The sequence below is a fragment of the Pseudomonas sp. CH61 genome (assembly GCF_059429415.1).
Map to the genome: position 1 here is coordinate 1,010,838 of NZ_CM182098.1, position 18,855 is coordinate 1,029,692.

Annotated in this window: 12 protein-coding genes; 7 read left to right on the plus strand and 5 right to left on the minus strand. The window is 59.3% G+C overall.

The features are described from left to right. Positions 1 to 55 precede the first annotated feature (55 nt). The 5 genes from AC5SEM_RS04590 to AC5SEM_RS04610 all read right to left on the minus strand — a co-directional run bounded on the left by AC5SEM_RS04590 (position 56) and on the right by AC5SEM_RS04610 (position 9,348). Positions 56 to 415, minus strand: a complete 360-nt coding sequence (locus tag AC5SEM_RS04590; RefSeq protein WP_495472269.1) for a DUF6124 family protein — start codon at positions 413 to 415, stop codon at positions 56 to 58. A 539-nt stretch (positions 416 to 954) separates the two neighbouring features. Next, positions 955 to 7,035 (minus strand): beta strand repeat-containing protein, encoded by a 6,081-nt coding sequence (locus AC5SEM_RS04595; protein WP_495472270.1) that lies wholly within the window; start codon positions 7,033 to 7,035, stop codon positions 955 to 957. 275 nt (positions 7,036 to 7,310) lie between these two features. Continuing rightward, positions 7,311 to 7,670 (minus strand): DUF6124 family protein, encoded by a 360-nt coding sequence (locus AC5SEM_RS04600; RefSeq protein WP_495472269.1) that lies wholly within the window; start codon positions 7,668 to 7,670, stop codon positions 7,311 to 7,313. A gap of 644 nt (positions 7,671 to 8,314) precedes the next feature. Then, a complete protein-coding gene (locus AC5SEM_RS04605) occupies positions 8,315 to 8,773 on the minus strand; it encodes a hypothetical protein (RefSeq protein ID WP_495472271.1) in 459 nt (152 codons plus the stop codon). A 215-nt stretch (positions 8,774 to 8,988) separates the two neighbouring features. Next, the gene (locus AC5SEM_RS04610) at positions 8,989 to 9,348 is read right to left on the minus strand and encodes a DUF6124 family protein (protein WP_495472272.1); all 360 of its coding nucleotides are present in this window, start codon (positions 9,346 to 9,348) and stop codon (positions 8,989 to 8,991) included. A 632-nt stretch (positions 9,349 to 9,980) separates the two neighbouring features. Between AC5SEM_RS04610 and flhA the strand changes: the two genes are divergently transcribed. From flhA to AC5SEM_RS04645, 7 genes are all read left to right on the plus strand, one after another. Next, a complete protein-coding gene (gene flhA / locus AC5SEM_RS04615; protein WP_034151515.1) occupies positions 9,981 to 12,110 on the plus strand; it encodes a flagellar biosynthesis protein FlhA in 2,130 nt (709 codons plus the stop codon). A gap of 11 nt (positions 12,111 to 12,121) precedes the next feature. Further along, positions 12,122 to 13,462: a flagellar biosynthesis GTPase FlhF gene (gene flhF / locus AC5SEM_RS04620; protein ID WP_008077677.1), complete on the plus strand. Its 1,341-nt coding sequence runs from the start codon at positions 12,122 to 12,124 to the stop codon at positions 13,460 to 13,462. 116 nt (positions 13,463 to 13,578) lie between these two features. Further along, positions 13,579 to 14,409, plus strand: coding sequence for a flagellar synthesis regulator FleN (fleN, locus tag AC5SEM_RS04625; RefSeq protein ID WP_003222917.1), 831 nt, complete (start codon positions 13,579 to 13,581; stop codon positions 14,407 to 14,409). Beyond that, on the plus strand, positions 14,406 to 15,146 hold the full coding sequence (gene fliA, locus AC5SEM_RS04630; protein ID WP_007920004.1) for an RNA polymerase sigma factor FliA: 741 nt from the start codon (positions 14,406 to 14,408) through the stop codon (positions 15,144 to 15,146). The genes fleN and fliA overlap by 4 nt, the downstream gene beginning before the upstream one ends. Before the next feature lie 166 nt (positions 15,147 to 15,312). Beyond that, complete coding sequence (locus AC5SEM_RS04635; protein ID WP_161986607.1) at positions 15,313 to 15,684, plus strand: chemotaxis response regulator CheY; 372 nt, start codon at positions 15,313 to 15,315, stop codon at positions 15,682 to 15,684. 18 nt (positions 15,685 to 15,702) lie between these two features. Beyond that, positions 15,703 to 16,491: a protein phosphatase CheZ gene (locus tag AC5SEM_RS04640; protein WP_034151516.1), complete on the plus strand. Its 789-nt coding sequence runs from the start codon at positions 15,703 to 15,705 to the stop codon at positions 16,489 to 16,491. Positions 16,492 to 16,545: 54 nt separating this feature from the next. Further along, positions 16,546 to 18,810 carry a chemotaxis protein CheA gene (locus tag AC5SEM_RS04645; protein WP_495472273.1) on the plus strand — a complete coding sequence of 755 codons (2,265 nt, stop codon included), beginning with the start codon at positions 16,546 to 16,548 and terminating at the stop codon, positions 18,808 to 18,810. Positions 18,811 to 18,855: the final 45 nt, after the last annotated feature.

Sequence of the window (18,855 nt, forward strand, 5' to 3'; positions counted from 1 at the left end):
GAGCGTCCGTTGAGGCATTCCCACGCGGGAGCGTGGGAACGATCATCGCGTGTCGCTACTGCGGCAACTCCAGATTATCCATCACCCGATTCACCGCCAGCTCGCCGAGCATGATCAGTTGCGCGATCCCCAACAGCGTCCTGCGTTGCGACGCGGGTATGAGATGAGCGAAGTCATGGGCGATGGTTCTGGCTGAGGCGAGTGTTTCGCTGGCATCGGCCAGCAGTTCCTCGTTTTTGAAGTCCGCGGTGACGGCGTACATCCGGCGGGTTTTACGCGGCGGTGGCGTGGAGCCGGGTGGGCAGAGGTAGTGATCGAGCGCGCGGTCGGCGGCGTCGTGGAGTTTTTTGGAATCGAGGGATTCGTAGGGGGAGGTGGGGTCGGTTTCGGGTGGGTTGGGTGTTGGTTTGATCATGGTGAAGCTCCTTTGAAGTGGAGCCGCTACAACCTGTCGCTAAACAGGAAGGGTGGCGGCTGTACGCAGGTTAGCGAACCGGTCAAAGGCACCCGGCAGACCCGAGGGTCTCCCGCATACAGCCACCATGACGAAATCGCGAAAATACAGATCCGCAACGAAGCCTGGAACGCTGATGCACCTTTGACTTGAGTTCGAGTCGCTAAACCCGATCGCTGATTCGTCAGCGACCGGACCACAATAGAACCCGCCCCCAAAGCGCACAAGCCGGCGGATTCTGGCGTAGCTGTAGGCAATGGCGCAAGAATTTGTAGCCTGAAAGGCGTGTCTGGAGGTGTCTTTTAAACGCCTGAGTTTAAAAGGCGATTTGCGCTGACTTCACTGGCCCCTTCGCGAGCAGGCTCGCTCCCACATTTGGAATGCGTTTCCCTGTGGGAGCGAGCTTGCTCGCGAAAGGGCCATCCCGGTCAGCAGAAAAATCTCGATCAAGCCCCGCTGTTTAAATCACTGCTTAAATAAATCCGTCCCCTTTGTAGTCGTTAAGGGGCTCCGACGATCTCGAACCCAAAATTGTTGTTGCCACTTAGGCTATTGTCGTACGCTTCAGCGTAAAGGATGGGGGCGAAACTAGGGGCAATGTCTCGAGTGGGCGGAGCGGCGATTCGCCGCCGCCCGCCCCCTGAGACGAGGATCGTTCCGGTAAAATTGTATCCCGCAGGTATATTTTTTACCTCGACCATCAAAGGCCGGTTCGCGGGTCCGTCGCCGAATTCTACTTCCACCTCGAACGTGACGCTGCGCTGCTTTAGTACATTCTGCCCCGCTATCATCAACACACCGTTCGCATATACACCCACGATTTTGGGACGCGTTAAAGTTGCCAGGGTCAGCCTCCTAGCTGCCGATGTTGCGCCCGAGCCATACAAGGCTTTGGCAGTAAAGCTGTTGTCGCCGAGGGTCAACCTGGTGGTCAGCGTCCAGATCCCGGTTGCTGGATCGGCGGTGGGTTCTCCTTTGGGCGTTGTGCCGTTGAGCACCTCTACTTTCTGACCTTTGGCGGCCACGCCGCTTAATGTCACATCTATTTCAAATGTGCGACCACCGTCGGGAATTTCGACACCGCTTGGCGATCCCTTCACAGAAGTCAGTGTCGGTGCGGTGGCGGCTGTGACGGTCAGTGTCCTGGCGGCCGACACGGCGCCAGAGCCGTACAATGCCTTGCCGGTAAAGCTGTGCGCTGCCACGGTCAGGGCACTGACGAGCAACGTCCATACACCGGTTGTGGCATGTGCAGTTGCCTGCCCTTTGGAGGCAGTGCCGTCAAAGATTTCGACCTTCTGGCCTTTGGCCGCGACGCCGCTTAGGGTGACGGCTGTTTCCACCGTGACCCCGCCTTGGGGGATTTCGACACCGCTGGGTGAGCCTTTGACGGAGGTCAGCGTCGGTGCGGTGGCGGCTGTGACGGTCAGTGTTCTGGCGGCCGACGTCGCGCCGGAGCCGTACAACGCCTTGGCGGTAAAGCTGTGTGCTGCCACAGCCAAAGCACTGACGAGCAACGTCCAGACACCGGTTGTGGCATGTGCCGTTACCTGACCTTTTGAGACGGTGCCGTCAAAGATTTCGACCTTCTGGCCTTTGGCCGCGACGCCGCTCAGGGTGACAGCCGTTTCTACTGTGCTCCCGCCTTGAGGGATTTCGACACCGCTGGGAGAGCCTTTGACCGATGTCAAAGTGGGAGCGGTGGCGGCTGTGACGGTCAGTGTTCTTGCCGCCGACACGGCACCCGAGCCGTACAAAGCCTTGGCGGTAAAGCTGTGTGCAGCCACAGCCAGGGCACTGACGAGCAACGTCCAGACACCGGTTGTGGCATGTGCCGTTGCCTGACCTTTGGAGACTGCGCCGTCAAAGATTTCGACCTTCTGGCCTTTGGCCGCGACGCCGCTCAGGGTGACGGCTGTTTCCACCGTGACCCCGCCTTGGGGGATTTCGATACCGCTGGGAGAGCCTTTGACCGATGTCAAAGTGGGAGCGGTGGCGGCTGTGACGGTCAGTGTTCTTGCCGCCGACACGGCACCCGAGCCGTACAAAGCCTTGGCGGTAAAGCTGTGTGCAGCCACAGCCAGGGCACTGACGAGCAACGTCCAGACACCGGTTGTGGCATGTGCCGTTGCCTGGCCTTTTGAGACGGTGCCGTCAAAGATTTCGACCTTCTGGCCTTTGGCCGCGACGCCGCTCAGGGTGACGGCTGTTTCCACCGTGACCCCGCCTTGGGGGATTTCGATACCGCTGGGAGAGCCTTTGACCGATGTCAAAGTGGGAGCGGTGGCGGCTGTGACGGTCAGTGTTCTTGCCGCCGACACGGCACCCGAGCCGTACAAAGCCTTGGCGGTAAAGCTGTGTGCAGCCACAGCCAGGGCACTGACGAGCAACGTCCAGACACCGGTTGTGGCATCCGCAGTTGCCTGGCCTTTTGAGACGGTGCCGTCAAAGATTTCGACCTTCTGGCCTTTGGCAGCGACGCCGCTGAGGGTTACGGCCGTTTCCACTGTGCTCCCGGCTTGGGGGATTTCGACACCGCTGGGAGAGCCTTTGACGGAGGTCAACGTCGGTGCGGTGGCGGCTGTGACGGTCAGTGTTCTGGCGGCTGACGTCGCGCCGGAGCCGTACAACGCCTTGGCGGTAAAGCTGTGTGCTGCCACAGTCAAGGCGCTGATGAGCAACGTCCAGACACCGGTTGTGGCATGTGCCGTTGCCTGACCTTTGGAGACCGTGCCGTCAAGGATTTCGACCTTCTGGCCTTTGGCCGCGACGCCGCTCAGGGTGACGGCTGTTTCCACCGTGACCCCGCCTTGGGGGATTTCGATACCGCTGGGAGAGCCTTTGACCGATGTCAAAGTGGGAGCGGTGGCGGCTGTGACGGTCAGTGTTCTTGCCGCCGACGTCGCGCCCGAGCCGTACAACGCCTTGGCGGTAAAGCTGTGTGCTGCCACAGCCAAAGCACTGACGAGCAACGTCCAGACACCGGTTGTGGCATGTGCCGTTGCCTGACCTTTGGAGACTGCGCCGTCAAAGATTTCGACCTTCTGGCCTTTGGCCGCGACGCCGCTCAGGGTGACGGCTGTTTCCACCGTGACCCCGCCTTGGGGGATTTCGATACCGCTGGGAGAGCCTTTGACCGATGTCAAAGTGGGAGCGGTGGCGGCTGTGACGGTCAGTGTTCTTGCCGCCGACACGGCACCCGAGCCGTACAAAGCCTTGGCGGTAAAGCTGTGTGCAGCCACAGCCAGAGCACTGACGAGCAACGTCCAGACACCGGTTGTGGCATGTGCCGTTGCCTGGCCTTTTGAGACGGTGCCGTCAAAGATTTCGACCTTCTGGCCTTTGGCCGCGACGCCGCTCAGGGTGACGGCTGTTTCCACCGTGACCCCGCCTTGGGGGATTTCGATACCGCTGGGAGAGCCTTTGACCGATGTCAAAGTGGGAGCGGTGGCGGCTGTGACGGTCAGTGTTCTTGCCGCCGACACGGCACCCGAGCCGTACAAAGCCTTGGCGGTAAAGCTGTGTGCAGCCACAGCCAGGGCACTGACGAGCAACGTCCAGACACCGGTTGTGGCATGTGCCGTTGCCTGACCTTTGGAGACTGCGCCGTCAAAGATTTCGACCTTCTGGCCTTTGGCCGCGACGCCGCTCAGGGTGACGGCTGTTTCCACCGTGACCCCGCCTTGGGGGATTTCGATACCGCTGGGAGAGCCTTTGACCGATGTCAAAGTGGGAGCGGTGGCGGCTGTGACGGTCAGTGTTCTTGCCGCCGACACGGCACCCGAGCCGTACAAAGCCTTGGCGGTAAAGCTGTGTGCAGCCACAGCCAGGGCACTGACGAGCAACGTCCAGACACCGGTTGTGGCATGTGCCGTTGCCTGACCTTTGGAGACTGCGCCGTCAAAGATTTCGACCTTCTGGCCTTTGGCCGCGACGCCGCTCAGGGTGACGGCTGTTTCCACCGTGACCCCGCCTTGGGGGATTTCGATACCGCTGGGAGAGCCTTTGACCGATGTCAAAGTGGGAGCGGTGGCGGCTGTGACGGTCAGTGTTCTTGCCGCCGACACGGCACCCGAGCCGTACAAAGCCTTGGCGGTAAAGCTGTGTGCAGCCACAGCCAGGGCACTGACGAGCAACGTCCAGACACCGGTTGTGGCATGTGCCGTTGCCTGACCTTTGGAGACTGCGCCGTCAAAGATTTCGACCTTCTGGCCTTTGGCCGCGACGCCGCTCAGGGTGACAGCCGTTTCTACTGTGCTCCCGCCTTGGGGGATTTCGACACCGCTGGGAGAGCCTTTGACCGAGTCGAGGGTCGGGAGCACCTCTACGAGGTTTTTAACGGTATAGGTCCGCACCGGAAAACTCAGCGCCAGGCTTTCTTCCGTGCTGCGATCCGGAGTGGCCTTGAAGGTCACCGTCAATGGGCTTTGATCCTTCAACGACTGCAGATCAGCCAGTGACAAGGTTGCATCGAGATAGCCCTGCGATATCCAGAGGGCATTCACGGCATTGTTCGGGCCTTGCCACACTTCGCGCTTGTACTCGGTACCGTCTTTTTTAGTGCCTGACACGACCATCCATACGCGCTGGTTGACGGCAATGTGCGGCCAGAAACCGCCGCGAAGGGTGGCCGGTCCGGTGAGCGTGGAGACATCCAGTTCAGTACCGTCACCACCGTTGGCGGCTTGGGTGATCTTCGGTGAGTGGGCAAGCACCACGCGCAATTGCAACACCGCCAGCGTGCGCGGCGGCGACTCTTTCGGTTCCTGACTGCCACGTGTCACGGTACAGCTCAACGTGATTGACTTGACGAGGTTGAAGGGGATCACCGACACGGCCAATGGAATTTCTTGCCGGCCAAGGGTGGTGACCGGCCATGGCGCGGTGGTGTGCGAGCCGGCGGGGAGCGAGCCGGGAGCGCCGGTCCACGTGACGATAATCGTGTCGCCGAGGAGCAGGCCTGCGGAGTCAACCACGGCTGTCAGTGCGCTCTGGGCATCGAGCGGGTCAAGGCTGGTGTCGTTCGGTGCCTCTTTGATCTTCGGCGCTTGCAGATCCAACGCGACGCCGACTTGCAGGATGGCGGTGTGGATCGACTCGCGGATTGCGCGCGAGGCCTCAAACGGGTCCAGCGTGGCGAGCACCGCGTCCGGGAGCCATTGCTGGTAATAGAACTCCACCGTACCACCGTTGACCGGGGCCAGATGTTTGCCATCGATGCTGTATGCCAGCGGTAGTCCGGCGACGATTTCGTTGTGGGTGATGGGACGTAAAGCCAGGTCAGGCAGGTAGGGTTCGAGGCCAGGCGTGGTGCCGAGCATGAATATCTTGAGAGCCTGGCCTTCGGCAAAGGATTTATCGAATGGAATCTCCAGGCGTATCTTGTCCAGTGCGGGGTCCAGTGCTCCGGAGTTCTCGTCCAGCACCTTCGGCGCGGCCAGCCGCTGGACTTCGCCGATGGCGCGGATGAATTGGCTTTTGGAGCGCAGGTCGGCGGTGCCGTCGGCTTTTTCCAGGCGGTAAGACAAGGTGAACTGGGACTTGGCCAACTGGCGCAGCGCGGCGTTGGGGGCCTTGAGTTCAATAACGCTCGGCACACTGGTCAAAGCAGTACCTTTTACTTCCAGATCAATCGGCGCACCTTCGACCGGCGTGCCCTTGATCTTGATGAACGGGATGTCACCGATTTTGAAGTGGGTCGTGTCTGTGGCGATAATTTGCACGGAGCCGTCGGCGTCGCCCAGTTTGTCGACGTCGAGTACGTTGTTCTGCGTTTCCTTGAGCAATGGCGCGACCAGCCGGGTCGCATCCACCGCCACTGCCACACGCTGTTCGGGGCTCCAGTCTTCAGAGCGGTTGAAGACCTTGTCGAACACCTCGAACACCACGGCCACACCGGGACTTTCCGCATCACCGGCCTCACGAATGATTGCTTCGGTGATGGCCACGATGATCGGCGTCTTGCCTTCGGCCTGCTCCTGGGTCAGCGGACTACTGGACACGAAGATCCCGCCCCAACTCACGCGACAAACATCGCCGGCTGCGGCGTAGGGATAGGGCGGCGTGCCGTCGGCCTTGCCAATGCTGATCTTCACGCCTGCGCCCACGTTCTCCTGGTGGATGCCACCGTCAAGAATGTCCTGGGGAATGCTCATGATCAGCTTGGAATGCCCGCCGTCCCCGTTGTCATCGTGCCCGCCCGGGCGAGTCAGTTTCACCAGCACTTGTATGACGTCGGACGGTTGAGCTGTGCCGCCCAACGGCTTGACGGCATAGGAGACCGCGAACTGGCCATCGACCATGTGCTTGAAAGGCACGAACAGGCGCAGTTGCGTGTTGACCTCGTCCTTGAGGACGGTCTTGCTCAGCACGTTTTGCGCGAGGCCCCAAGAAATCGTCACCCCGTCGCCAATCGCCATGTTCCCCCACGGCCCCGCCTGGCATAGCAGGCCGTGCAGAGGAAAGTTGCCCAGCGCGGCGGCGATGTTGATGCCCCAGATTATGGGATTGCTCGACACCGGGCCGGTCCGTCCGGGGATGTCGAGTTCCTTGAGGGCCACGGGGGTGTTTGGGGTGGACATGGCAACGACTCCGGTCAGGAAGGTGACGGAGTGATTGAACGGCTAAATAGCGATTTGCGCACCTGTCAGATCTGACAGGTGCGGGCCGAAATCCGACGGATGGTGATTTTTGGAGAGGTGGAGTCGAAGCTGAAAAAGCCTTAGAGATCGATCGTTCCCACGCGCAGCAAAGGAATGCAGCCCGGGACGCTCTGCGTCACTTCAAAAGCCGAACGCGGAGCGTCCGTTGAGGCATTCCCACGCGGGAGCGTGGGAACGATCACCGGGGGGACGTGCTACTGCGGCAACTCCAGATTATCCATCACCCGATTCACCGCCAGCTCGCCGAGCATTATCAGCTGCGCAATCCCCAGCAGCGTCCTGCGTTGCGACGCGGGTATGAGGTGGGCAAAGTCATGGGCGATGGTTCTGGCGGAAGCGAGTGTTTCGCTGGCATCGGCCAGCAGCTCCTCGTTTTTGAAGTCGGCGGTGACGGCGTACATCCGGCGGGTTTTACGGGGCGGTGGCGTGGAGCCGGGTGGGCAGAGGTAGTGATCGAGCGCGCGGTCGGCGGCGTCGTGGAGTTTTTTGGAATCGAGGGATTCGTAGGGGGAGGTGGGGTCGGTTTCGGGTGGGTTGGGTGTTGGTTTGATCATGGTGAAGCTCCTTTGAAGTGGAGCCGCTACAACCTGTCGCTAAACAGGAAGGGTGGCGGCTGTACGCAGGTTAGCGAACCGGTCAAAGGCACCCGGCAGACCCGAGGGTCTCCCGCATACAGCCACCATGACGAAATCGCGAAAATACAGATCCGCAACGAAGCCTGGAACGCTGATGCACCTTTGACTTGAGTTCGAGTCGCTAAACCCGATCGCTGATTCGTCAGCGACCGGACCACAATAGAACCCGCCCCCAAAGCGCACAAGCCGGCGGATTCTGGCGTAGCTGTAGGCAATGGCGCAAGAATTTGTAGCCTGAAAGGCGTGTCTGGAGGTGTCTTTTAAACGCCTGAGTTTAAAAGGCGATTTGCGCTGACTTCACTGGCCCCTTCGCGAGCAGGCTCGCTCCCACATTTGGAACGCGTTTCCCTGTGGGAGCGAGCTTGCTCGCGAAAGGGTTAACCCGGTCAGCAGAAAAACCTCGATCAAGCCCCGCTGTTAAATAACGGGTTAAATAAGTCTGTCCATTTTCGCCCTCTTTTCGCCTGATTGAAACGTGTTTCACTGGGCAAAAGTGAAGGCGATTGAACTGCGTATTAAGAGACATGTAAAAGTCGGTTGTGCTTGATTGCGATTGTGCGGGGTCATCTTTTTGGCTTTACCTTGATTTCATGTATGGCCATTGCCGCTCCTGATGGGGGTGTATGGATGTTTATTCGCAATGTGCTCTCTTGGTTCGGTGCTACCGTAAATTCACCACTGAGTTCAATAACGTTCACAGAATCTATTAAGGTTGGAGGGGTGATGTCTATGTCGTTGACGTTCAATACCACAGTACTTGGATTGCCGGCAGTTTCTTGACCGATATTGATGCTGAAAATATAGGTCGCGTCACGTAGTGTGAAATATTTGTATGTTCGGATAAAAGCAGTTCCGCTTATTGTTTCTTTTGGGTTTGGGTCAATATTAAGCCGGTCGTTGTATGTATAAATATGCCAGTTCTTTTCTGGAGTGCCCAGCCTCCAGGTAGGCCAATTTTCATGTGGTATTTCATTTTCAAACGTAAGTGTTTCCTCGAAGTCTGCTCCGCTTGTTGCATTCATGATGAATCTCCATGTTTCGGGAAGAGGCAGTTCATAAAAACAGGTTAATGCAGAACGCACACCTGTCAGGTCTGACAGGTATAAAGAGATATCCGACGAGCGGTTCTGATGCAGTACAGTTGATTGAAATACCTGTATTCGGCATACGGATCCCAATACCCGCACTCACCATATGTTGATCGTTCCCACGCTTTGTATGCTTCAGCCGGCCTGCATCAGCCCGGCAACTCCAGATTATCCATCACCCGATTCACCGCCAGCTCGCCGAGCATGATCAATTGCGCGATCCCCAACAGCGTCCTGCGTTGCGACGCGGGTATGAGATGAGCGAAGTCATGGGCGATGGTTCTGGCTGAGGCGAGTGTTTCGCTGGCATCGGCCAGCAGTTCCTCGTTTTTGAAGTCCGCGGTGACGGCGTACATCCGGCGGGTTTTACGCGGTGGTGGGGTGGAGCCGGGTGGGCAGAGGTAGTGATCGAGCGCGCGTTCGGCGGCGTCGTGGAGTTTTTTTGAATCGAGGGATTCGTAGGGGGAGGTGGGGTCGGTTTCGGGTGGGTTGGGTGTTGGTTTGATCATGTGAAGCTCCTAGAGTCATTGGAGCTGCCAACGTTCGCTGCGAGACGAATGAGGGTGGCAGCTATACGCGGGTCGCAGACCGGGACTCTAGAACCGGCAGACCTGAAGGTCTCCCACGTACAGCCGCCATAAAAAAGCGGGTGTTGTGCGTCCAGAGATCGACGGGCTGCGAGACCCGATCGCTGATTCGTCAGCGACCGACCCACAATAGAACCCGACCCCAAGGCGCACAAGCCGGCGGATTCTGGCTTGGCTGTAGGCAATGGCGCAAGGATTTGTAGCCTTGAGACAGTGTCTGCAGGTGTCTTTTAAACAGCTTCGTTTAAATCGAAAAAATTGTGCCGGACATAAGGGCCCCTTCGCGAGCAGGCTCGCTCCCACAAGAAACTGCATTCCAAATGTGAGAGTGAAATGCACACCAAATGTAGGAGTGAGCCTGCTCGCGATAGCGGAGTGTCAGTTGACGAATTTTTTGGATGACACGCCGCTATCGCGAGCAGGCTCACTCCTACAGGGGGCATGTTTTCTCTCCCGATTTCACTCCTTGGCAAAAGTTGGAAAGCTTCTTGCAGTACCCGCCGTGAGCCCGCTCTGGGCGTCAAAAGTTTGCTTTAAAGGAACGGGGAAAACCGGTGGATCGCTCTCAGTTATTCAACACTGCTCGCACAAACGTTGCCGACCTCAGTCGAGGCAATCTGGGCGTGCCGTTGTTGCTGCTGGTCATGCTGGCGATGATGATGTTGCCGGTGCCGCCGTTCCTGCTCGACGTGTTTTTTACCTTCAACATTGCCCTGTCGATTGTCGTCCTGCTGGTCTGCGTGTATGCGCTGCGACCGCTGGATTTCGCCGTGTTCCCGACGATTCTGCTGGTCGCGACGTTGTTGCGGCTGGCGCTGAACGTGGCCTCGACGCGGGTGGTGATGCTCCACGGTCAGGACGGCCACGCCGCTGCCGGTAAGGTGATTCAGGCCTTCGGTGAGGTGGTGATCGGCGGTAACTACGTGGTCGGTATCGTGGTCTTCGCGATCCTGATGATCATCAACTTCGTCGTAGTGACCAAGGGTGCCGGGCGGATTTCCGAAGTGAGCGCGCGGTTCACCCTCGATGCGATGCCCGGCAAACAAATGGCGATCGACGCCGACCTCAACGCCGGTCTGATCGACCAGAACCAGGCCAAGGCGCGTCGTCAGGAAGTCGCCCAAGAGGCTGAGTTCTACGGTTCGATGGACGGTGCCAGCAAGTTCGTTCGTGGTGACGCCATCGCTGGCCTGCTGATTCTGTTCATCAACCTTATCGGCGGTATGGCCGTGGGTATCTTCCAGCACAACATGAGCTTCGGTGATGCCGGTCGGGTTTACGCCTTGCTGACCATCGGTGACGGTTTAGTGGCGCAATTGCCATCACTGTTGTTATCGACAGCGGCAGCGATCATGGTGACCCGTGCTTCCGGTTCTGAAGACATGGGCAAGCAGATCAATCGTCAGATGTTCGCCTCGCCGAAAGCGCTGGCGGTGGCGGCCGGTCTGATGGCGGTGATGGGCCTGGTGCCGGGCATGCCGCACTTCTCGTTCCTGAGCATGGCCGCGCTGGCCGCTGGCGGCGCGTACCTGTTCTGGAAGAAGCAGAACGTCGCCAAGGTCGTGGCACTGGAAGAGGTCAAGCGCCAGCAGGAGCTGCTGCCGTCGCCGGCTCGCGCCATGGAAACCAAAGAGCTGGGCTGGGACGACGTGACGCCCATCGACATGATTGGTCTGGAAGTCGGCTATCGCTTGATTCCGCTGGTGGACCGCAATCAGGGCGGGCAATTGCTGGCGCGGATCAAGGGCGTGCGCAAGAAGCTCTCGCAGGATCTGGGCTTCCTCATGCCGACCGTGCACATTCGTGACAACCTCGATCTGGCGCCAAGCGCCTATCGCCTGACCCTGATGGGCGTGATTCTGGCCGAAGCCGAGATCTACCCGGATCGCGAACTGGCGATCAACCCGGGCCAGGTCTACGGCACGCTCAACGGTATCAACGCCAAAGATCCGGCTTTCGGCCTGGAAGCGGTGTGGATCGAAATCAGCCAGCGTGCGCAGGCACAATCGCTCGGTTACACCGTGGTCGATGCCAGCACCGTGGTCGCGACCCACTTGAACCAGATTCTGTACAAGCACTCCAGTGAGCTGATCGGTCACGAAGAAGTGCAGCAACTCATGCAATTGCTGGCCAAAAGCTCGCCGAAACTGGCTGAAGAGCTGGTGCCGGGCGTGGTCTCGTTGTCGCAGTTGCTCAAAGTGCTGCAAGCGCTGTTGGCTGAACACGTGCCGGTACGCGATATCCGCAGCATTGCCGAAGCCATCGCCAACAACGCCGCGAAGAGTCAAGATACCGCCGCGTTGGTGGCTGCGGTGCGGGTTGGCGTATCCCGTGCAATCGTCCAAAGCATTGTAGGCACTGAGTCCGAGCTGCCTGTGATCACCTTGGAACCAAGGTTGGAACAAATATTGCTCAATAGTCTGCAGAAGGCAGGACAAGGCTCGGAAGAGGGTGTTCTGCTGGAGCCAAGCATGGCCGAGAAGCTGCAGCGTTCGCTCATCGAAGCGGCGCAGCGTCAGGAAATGCAAGGTCAGCCAGTGATCCTTTTGGTCGCTGGCCCGATCCGCGCGATGCTCTCGCGCTTTGGCCGCCTCGCAGTCCCTGGATTGCATGTGCTGGCCTACCAGGAAATACCGGACAACAAGCAAGTGACCATCGTTGCGACAGTAGGGCCCAACGGCTGAGGTAGTGGTTTATGCAAGTTAAGCGTTTCTTTGCCGCCGATATGCGTCAGGCCATGAAGCTGGTTCGTGATGAGCTGGGCGCTGATGCCGCCATCATTGGCAATCGCCGCATTGCCGGCGGTGTCGAGCTGACGGCGGCACTGGATTACAAATTGTCGGCGCTGGCGCCACGGGTTCCGAACATGGAACTCGAAGACGAGCTGCGCAAGACCCAGTCGCGCATCGTCACCGCTCAGGCCGAGTTGAGCCTGCGTGGCGAAGCTGATGGCAATAGCAATCGCCAGATCTTCGCCGGGCTGCCGTTGACGGCTGGCCTGCCGCTGACCGCTGCCGAACCGCTGAGCGAGCCGACTTACGCCGCACCGGCGCGTCCGGCCCCGGCGCCGGCGCAGTCTTCCGGCGGCGTTGATCCGCGTGCACTGGATTCGATGCGTTTTGAATTGAACAGCCTGCGCGAGCTGATGGAAGTTCAGCTCGGCACCCTGGCCTGGAATCAACTGCAAGGCAGCCGTCCGGCGCAAGCCAATCTGTATCGCCGTCTGCAACGTATCGGCCTGTCCGGTCCGTTGTCGCGCGATCTGCTGGCGATGATCACTGATATCGAAGAACCCCGTCAGGCCTGGCGCATGTTGCTTGCGCACCTGGCGCGGATGATTGCCGTACCGGAAGTCGAGCCGCTGGAAGAGGGCGGTGTGATTGCCATGGTCGGCCCTGCCGGCATGGGCAAGACCACCACGCTGGCCAAGCTCGCCGCGCGTTATGTGCTGAAATACGGCGCGCAGAATGTCGCGCTGGTGAGCATGGACAGTTTCCGTATCGGCGCTCAGGAACAACTGAAGACGCTGGGCCGCATTCTCAATGTGCCAGTGACTCACGTCGATCCGGGCCAATCGCTGGTGCAGGCGCTGGATCCATTGCTGCGCAAACGCGTGGTATTGATCGATACTGCCGGCCTCCAGGCCAGCGATCCTGCGCTGCGCATGCAGCTGGAAAGTCTGGCCGGACGTGGCATTCGTTCAAAAAATTATCTGGTCTTGGCAACCACCAGCCAGAAACAGGTTCTAACCGCCGCTTATCACAGTTACAAGCGTTGCGGGCTAGCCGGGTGCATCCTGACTAAACTGGATGAAACGGCCAGCCTTGGCGAAGTGTTGAGCCTGGCGATCAGTCATGAATTGCCGGTCGCGTACCTGACCGATGGCCCACGGATTCCGGATGATTTGCATCTGCCGCGCCGTCATCAACTGGTCAGCCGCGCCGTCAGCGTGCAAATGCAGGAAGAACCCAGCGAAGAAGCCATGGCTGACATGTTCGCTGATATCTATCACAGCCCGACCAAGCAGGTAGGCTGAGGTATTCATGAACAGTTTTTGTACCTACATCGATGGTCTGCCATGCATTGTTCCGGTTGTGAACGCGCAGCCAGTAATGTGGCCTCCGTCTATGCAAGACAAGGTAAAGAAATAACATGGGCAGCATGCATCCCGTACAGGTGATCGCGGTGACCGGCGGCAAAGGTGGCGTCGGCAAGACTAACGTGTCAGTGAACTTGTCGCTGGCGCTGGCAGAGCTTGGCCGTCGGGTCATGCTGCTGGACGCCGATCTGGGACTGGCGAACGTCGACGTTTTGTTGGGTCTGACCCCTAAACGCACACTGGCCGACGTGATCGAAGGCCGTTGCGAATTGCGCGACGTGCTGTTGCAAGGCCCCGGTGGCATCCGCATCGTCCCGGCCGCGTCCGGCACGCAAAGCATGGTGCACCTGAGCCCGGCGCAACATGCCGGTCTGATTCAGGCGTTCAGCGACATCGGCGACAATCTCGACGTGCTGGTGATCGACACCGCTGCGGGTATTGGTGACTCGGTAGTCAGTTTTGTACGCGCCGCGCAAGAAGTGTTGCTGGTGGTCTGCGATGAGCCGACTTCCATTACCGACGCCTACGCACTGATCAAACTGCTCAACCGCGATTACGGCATGAACCGCTTCCGCGTGCTGGCCAACATGGCGCAGAGCCCGCAGGAAGGGCGCAACCTGTTCGCCAAGTTGACCAAGGTCACGGATCGTTTCCTTGACGTCGCTCTACAATACGTCGGCGCCGTGCCTTACGACGAAAGCGTGCGTAAAGCGGTGCAGAAGCAGCGTGCGGTGTACGAAGCCTTCCCGCGTTCCAAGTGCGCGCTGGCGTTCAAGGCGATCGCGCAGAAGGTCGACACTTGGCCGCTGCCCGCCAACCCGCGTGGCCACCTTGAGTTTTTCGTCGAGCGCCTCGTGCAGCAAACGGCAGGGCCCGTGCTATGACCGCAAGCGGTATGAACTACTACAAGAAGTCGGCACGTGACGCGCAGTACGAACTGATCGAGCGTTACGCGCCACTGGTTAAACGCATTGCCTACCACTTGCTGGCGCGCTTGCCGGCGAGTGTGCAGGTCGAAGATTTGATCCAGGCCGGAATGATCGGCCTGCTCGAAGTCTCGACCAAATACGACGCCAGCAAAGGCGCCAGTTTCGAAACGTACGCGGGCATACGAATCCGCGGCGCGATGCTCGACGAAGTGCGCAAAGGGGACTGGGCGCCACGCTCGGTTCACCGCAATACCCGGATGGTCAGCGACGCAATTCGCTCAATTGAAGCTAAAACCGGCCGTGATGCTAAAGATCACGAGGTTGCGGCCGAACTCCAATTGAGTCTCGACGATTACTACGGGATTTTGAATGACACCTTGGGCAGCCGCCTGTTCAGTTTCGACGACCTGCTGCAGGACGGCGAACACGAAGGGCTGCACGAGGATGGCGCGAGTGCTCATCTTGAGCCGTCACGCGATCTGGAAGATGAACGTTTCCAGGCGGCGTTGGCGGACGCGATTGCCAATTTGCCGGAGCGTGAGCGACTGGTGTTGGCGCTGTACTACGACGAAGAGCTGAACCTCAAGGAGATCGGTGAAGTCCTTGGCGTCAGTGAATCGCGGGTCAGCCAGTTACACAGCCAGTGCGCGGCCCGTTTGCGGGGGCGTTTGGGGGAGTGGCGAGCGCGCTGAAGGCAGTGTGGGGACACTGCGAACGAGGCTGGTGCGGTGATGAACGGCACCGGTCTTGCTCTGTTGTGCTCCAGACAGTCTTCGAGTGCTGCGCCGATTGATTGAAGTGGCGCGTCCAGGTGCTGGGCGCGTTTAAGACTGCTTGGAGGTCGAATTGAACAAAGACATGAAAATCCTCATCGTTGATGACTTCTCAACGATGCGGCGGATCATCAAGAACCTGCTGCGCGATCTTGGGTTCACCAACACCGTCGAGGCTGACGATGGCGTGACTGCCATTCCAGTGCTCAACAGCGGCAGCATCGACTTTCTGGTAACGGACTGGAACATGCCGGGCATGACCGGTATCGACCTGCTGCGTCACGTGCGTGCCGATGAAAAACTCAAGCACCTGCCAGTGCTGATGGTGACTGCAGAAGCCAAGCGCGAGCAGATCATTGAAGCCGCTCAGGCCGGTGTAAACGGCTACGTAGTCAAACCTTTCACGGCTCAGGCGTTGAAAGACAAAATCGAGAAGATTTTCGAACGCATCGGCTGATGAACGCGCGGGGGAGCTATGGAGCATAACGAATCTTCACAGGGCGATTTCGAGTCGACCCTGAAAAAACACGCGGTCGAACTGGTCGAAAGCCTTGAAAAAGGCAGGTTCGGCGACGCTGTGCAACTGATCCATGAGCTCAATCAGACCCGTGACCGTGGCCTGTACCAGGAAGTGGGCAAGCTCACACGTGAACTGCACAGTGCGATCGTCAACTTCCAGATCGACCCGAACATGCCGCAGGCCGAGGAAGTGTCGCAAATCACCGACGCCACCGAACGCCTGGGCTATGTGGTCAAGCTGACGGAAGCCGCGGCCAACCGCACCATGGATCTGGTGGAAAGCGCTACGCCGGTGGTCAATGGTCTGGCTGACGAAGCCCAGACTTTGAGCGCCGATTGGGGTCGCTTCATGCGTCGCGAGGTCGGGGCTGAAGAGTTCCGTGAACTGGCGCGCCGGGTCGACGGTTTTCTGTCACGCAGCAGCACGGACAACCGTGCGGTGTCGAGCAATCTCAACGACATCCTGCTGGCCCAGGATTACCAGGACCTGACCGGTCAGGTGATCAAGCGTGTGACCCAACTGGTCACCGAAGTCGAAAGCAATTTGCTCAAACTTGTGCTCATGGCCAGTCAGGTCGACCGCTTTGCGGGCATCGAACATGACCGCGCCGCGATGCTTGCAGAAAAAGATCCACAAAAACATCTCTCGCAGGGTGAAGGTCCGCAGATTCATGCCGATAAACGAGAAGACGTTGTGTCCGGTCAGGACGATGTGGACGATTTGTTATCCAGCCTCGGGTTCTAGAGTTTTGGAATTTTAGGTTTTTTGGGTTTTTAGACCTGTAGGAGCACCCCATTAATGAGCTTCGGCGCCGATGAAGAGATCCTTCAGGATTTCCTGGTTGAGGCCGGCGAGATTCTTGAGCAACTGTCCGAACAACTGGTCGAGCTGGAAAGCCGTCCGGATGACGCAGATCTGCTCAACGCAATTTTTCGCGGTTTCCACACTGTAAAAGGGGGCGCCGGCTTCCTTCAGCTCAATGAGCTGGTGGAGTGCTGTCACATCGCCGAAAACGTGTTCGACATCCTGCGTAAGGGTGAGCGTCGCGTTGATGCAGAACTGATGGACGTTGTCCTCGAAGCACTGGACGCGGTGAACAGCATGTTCACTGAGGTTCGTGAGCGTGCTCCGATCACCGCCGCCACCCCGGAACTGCTGGCCGCCCTGGCGCGTCTGGCCGAACCGCAATCGGCGGACGCAGCCCCGGCTTCGCCGGTGGCCGAGATGATCGAAGAACTGGTCGTCGAAGGCGACTCGGGCGACATCACCGATAACGAATTCGAACAACTGCTGGATTCGCTGAACGCCGTCAAGGCTGAAGCTGAAGCCCCGGCCGCTGCTGCGCCTGCGCAAACGGCCGCTGAAGCAGCGAGCGATGAAATCACCGATGCCGAGTTCGAGTCGTTGCTCGATCAACTGCACGGCAAGGGCCAGTTCGCGGTGGACGCGGTTGCGCCAGCGGCGGCAGCCCCTGCGGCTCCGGCCAAGGGCGACAGCTCTGACATCACCGACGACGAATTCGAAGCTTTGCTCGATCAGTTGCATGGCAAGGGCAATTTTGCCGTGGATGCGCTGGAGTCGGCGATTGCTTCGGCACCGGCGCCGGCTGCTCCAGCGGCCGCCGCTGCCGGCAGCGACCTGATCAGCGATCACGAGTTCGAATCGCTGCTCGACGAATTGCACGGCAAAGGCAAGTTCACCGAAGTCGGCACTGCCGCTGCTGGCAGTGCTTCGACCGTCGCCACACCGGCTGCCAAGGCACCGGCCGCTGCTGCAGCGCCCAAGCCTGCCGCCAAGCCTGAGCCAAAAGCCGAAGCGCCAAAACCGGCTGCTGCTGCACCGGCTCCGGCCCGTGCGCCGGCGACACCGCCACCGGAAAAACCGGCGAGCGAAGCCGAAACCACCGTGCGCGTCGACACGGCACGTCTCGACGAAATCATGAACATGGTCGGCGAGTTGGTGCTGGTGCGTAACCGTCTGGTGCGTCTGGGCCTGAACAGCGGCGATGAAGCCATGCAAAAGGCCGTGTCGAACCTCGACGTGGTCACGGCTGACTTGCAGACCGCCGTAATGAAGACGCGGATGCAGCCGATCAAGAAGGTCTTCGGGCGCTTCCCGCGTCTGGTTCGAGATCTGGCGCGTCAGCTCAAGAAAGAAATCAACCTGGAACTGGTGGGTGAAGAAACCGACCTCGACAAAAACCTTGTCGAGGCCCTGGCCGACCCACTGGTCCACTTGGTGCGCAACGCGGTCGACCACGGCATCGAGTCGCCGGAAGAACGCGAAGCGTCGGGCAAGGCCCGTGGCGGTCGCGTGGTACTGGCGGCCGAGCAAGAGGGCGACCATATCCTGCTGTCGATTTCCGATGACGGCAAAGGCATGGACCCGAATGTCCTGCGCGCCATCGCGGTAAAACGCGGCGTGATGGACAAGGACGCGGCCGATCGCCTCAGCGATACCGAGTGCTACAACCTGATTTTCGCCCCGGGTTTCTCGACCAAGACCGAGATCTCCGACGTCTCCGGACGCGGTGTCGGCATGGACGTGGTGAAGACCAAGATTTCCCAGCTCAACGGTTCGATCAACATCTACTCGACCAAGGGCCAGGGCTCGAAGATCGTCATCAAGGTGCCGCTGACCCTCGCGATCATGCCAACCCTGATGGTCATGCTCGGCAATCAGGCGTTTGCGTTCCCGTTGGTCAACGTCAACGAAATCTTCCACCTCGACCTGTCGACCACCAACGTCGTCGACGGTCAGGAAGTGGTGATCGTGCGGGACAAGGCGCTGCCATTGTTCTACCTCAAGCGCTGGCTGGTCAGCTCCGCCGCTCACGAAGAGCAGCGTGAGGGCCACGTGGTGATCCTTTCGGTAGGCACTCAGCGGATCGGCTTCGTCGTCGATCAACTGGTCGGTCAGGAAGAAGTGGTCATCAAGCCATTGGGCAAAATGCTGCAGGGCACTCCGGGCATGTCCGGCGCCACCATTACCGGTGACGGCCGCATCGCGCTGATTCTCGATGTTCCAAGCATGCTCAAGCGTTACGCCGCACGGCGTATTTGAATCCGGGGCGGCGGGGCGACAACGTCCCGCTGCACCTAATGGAGT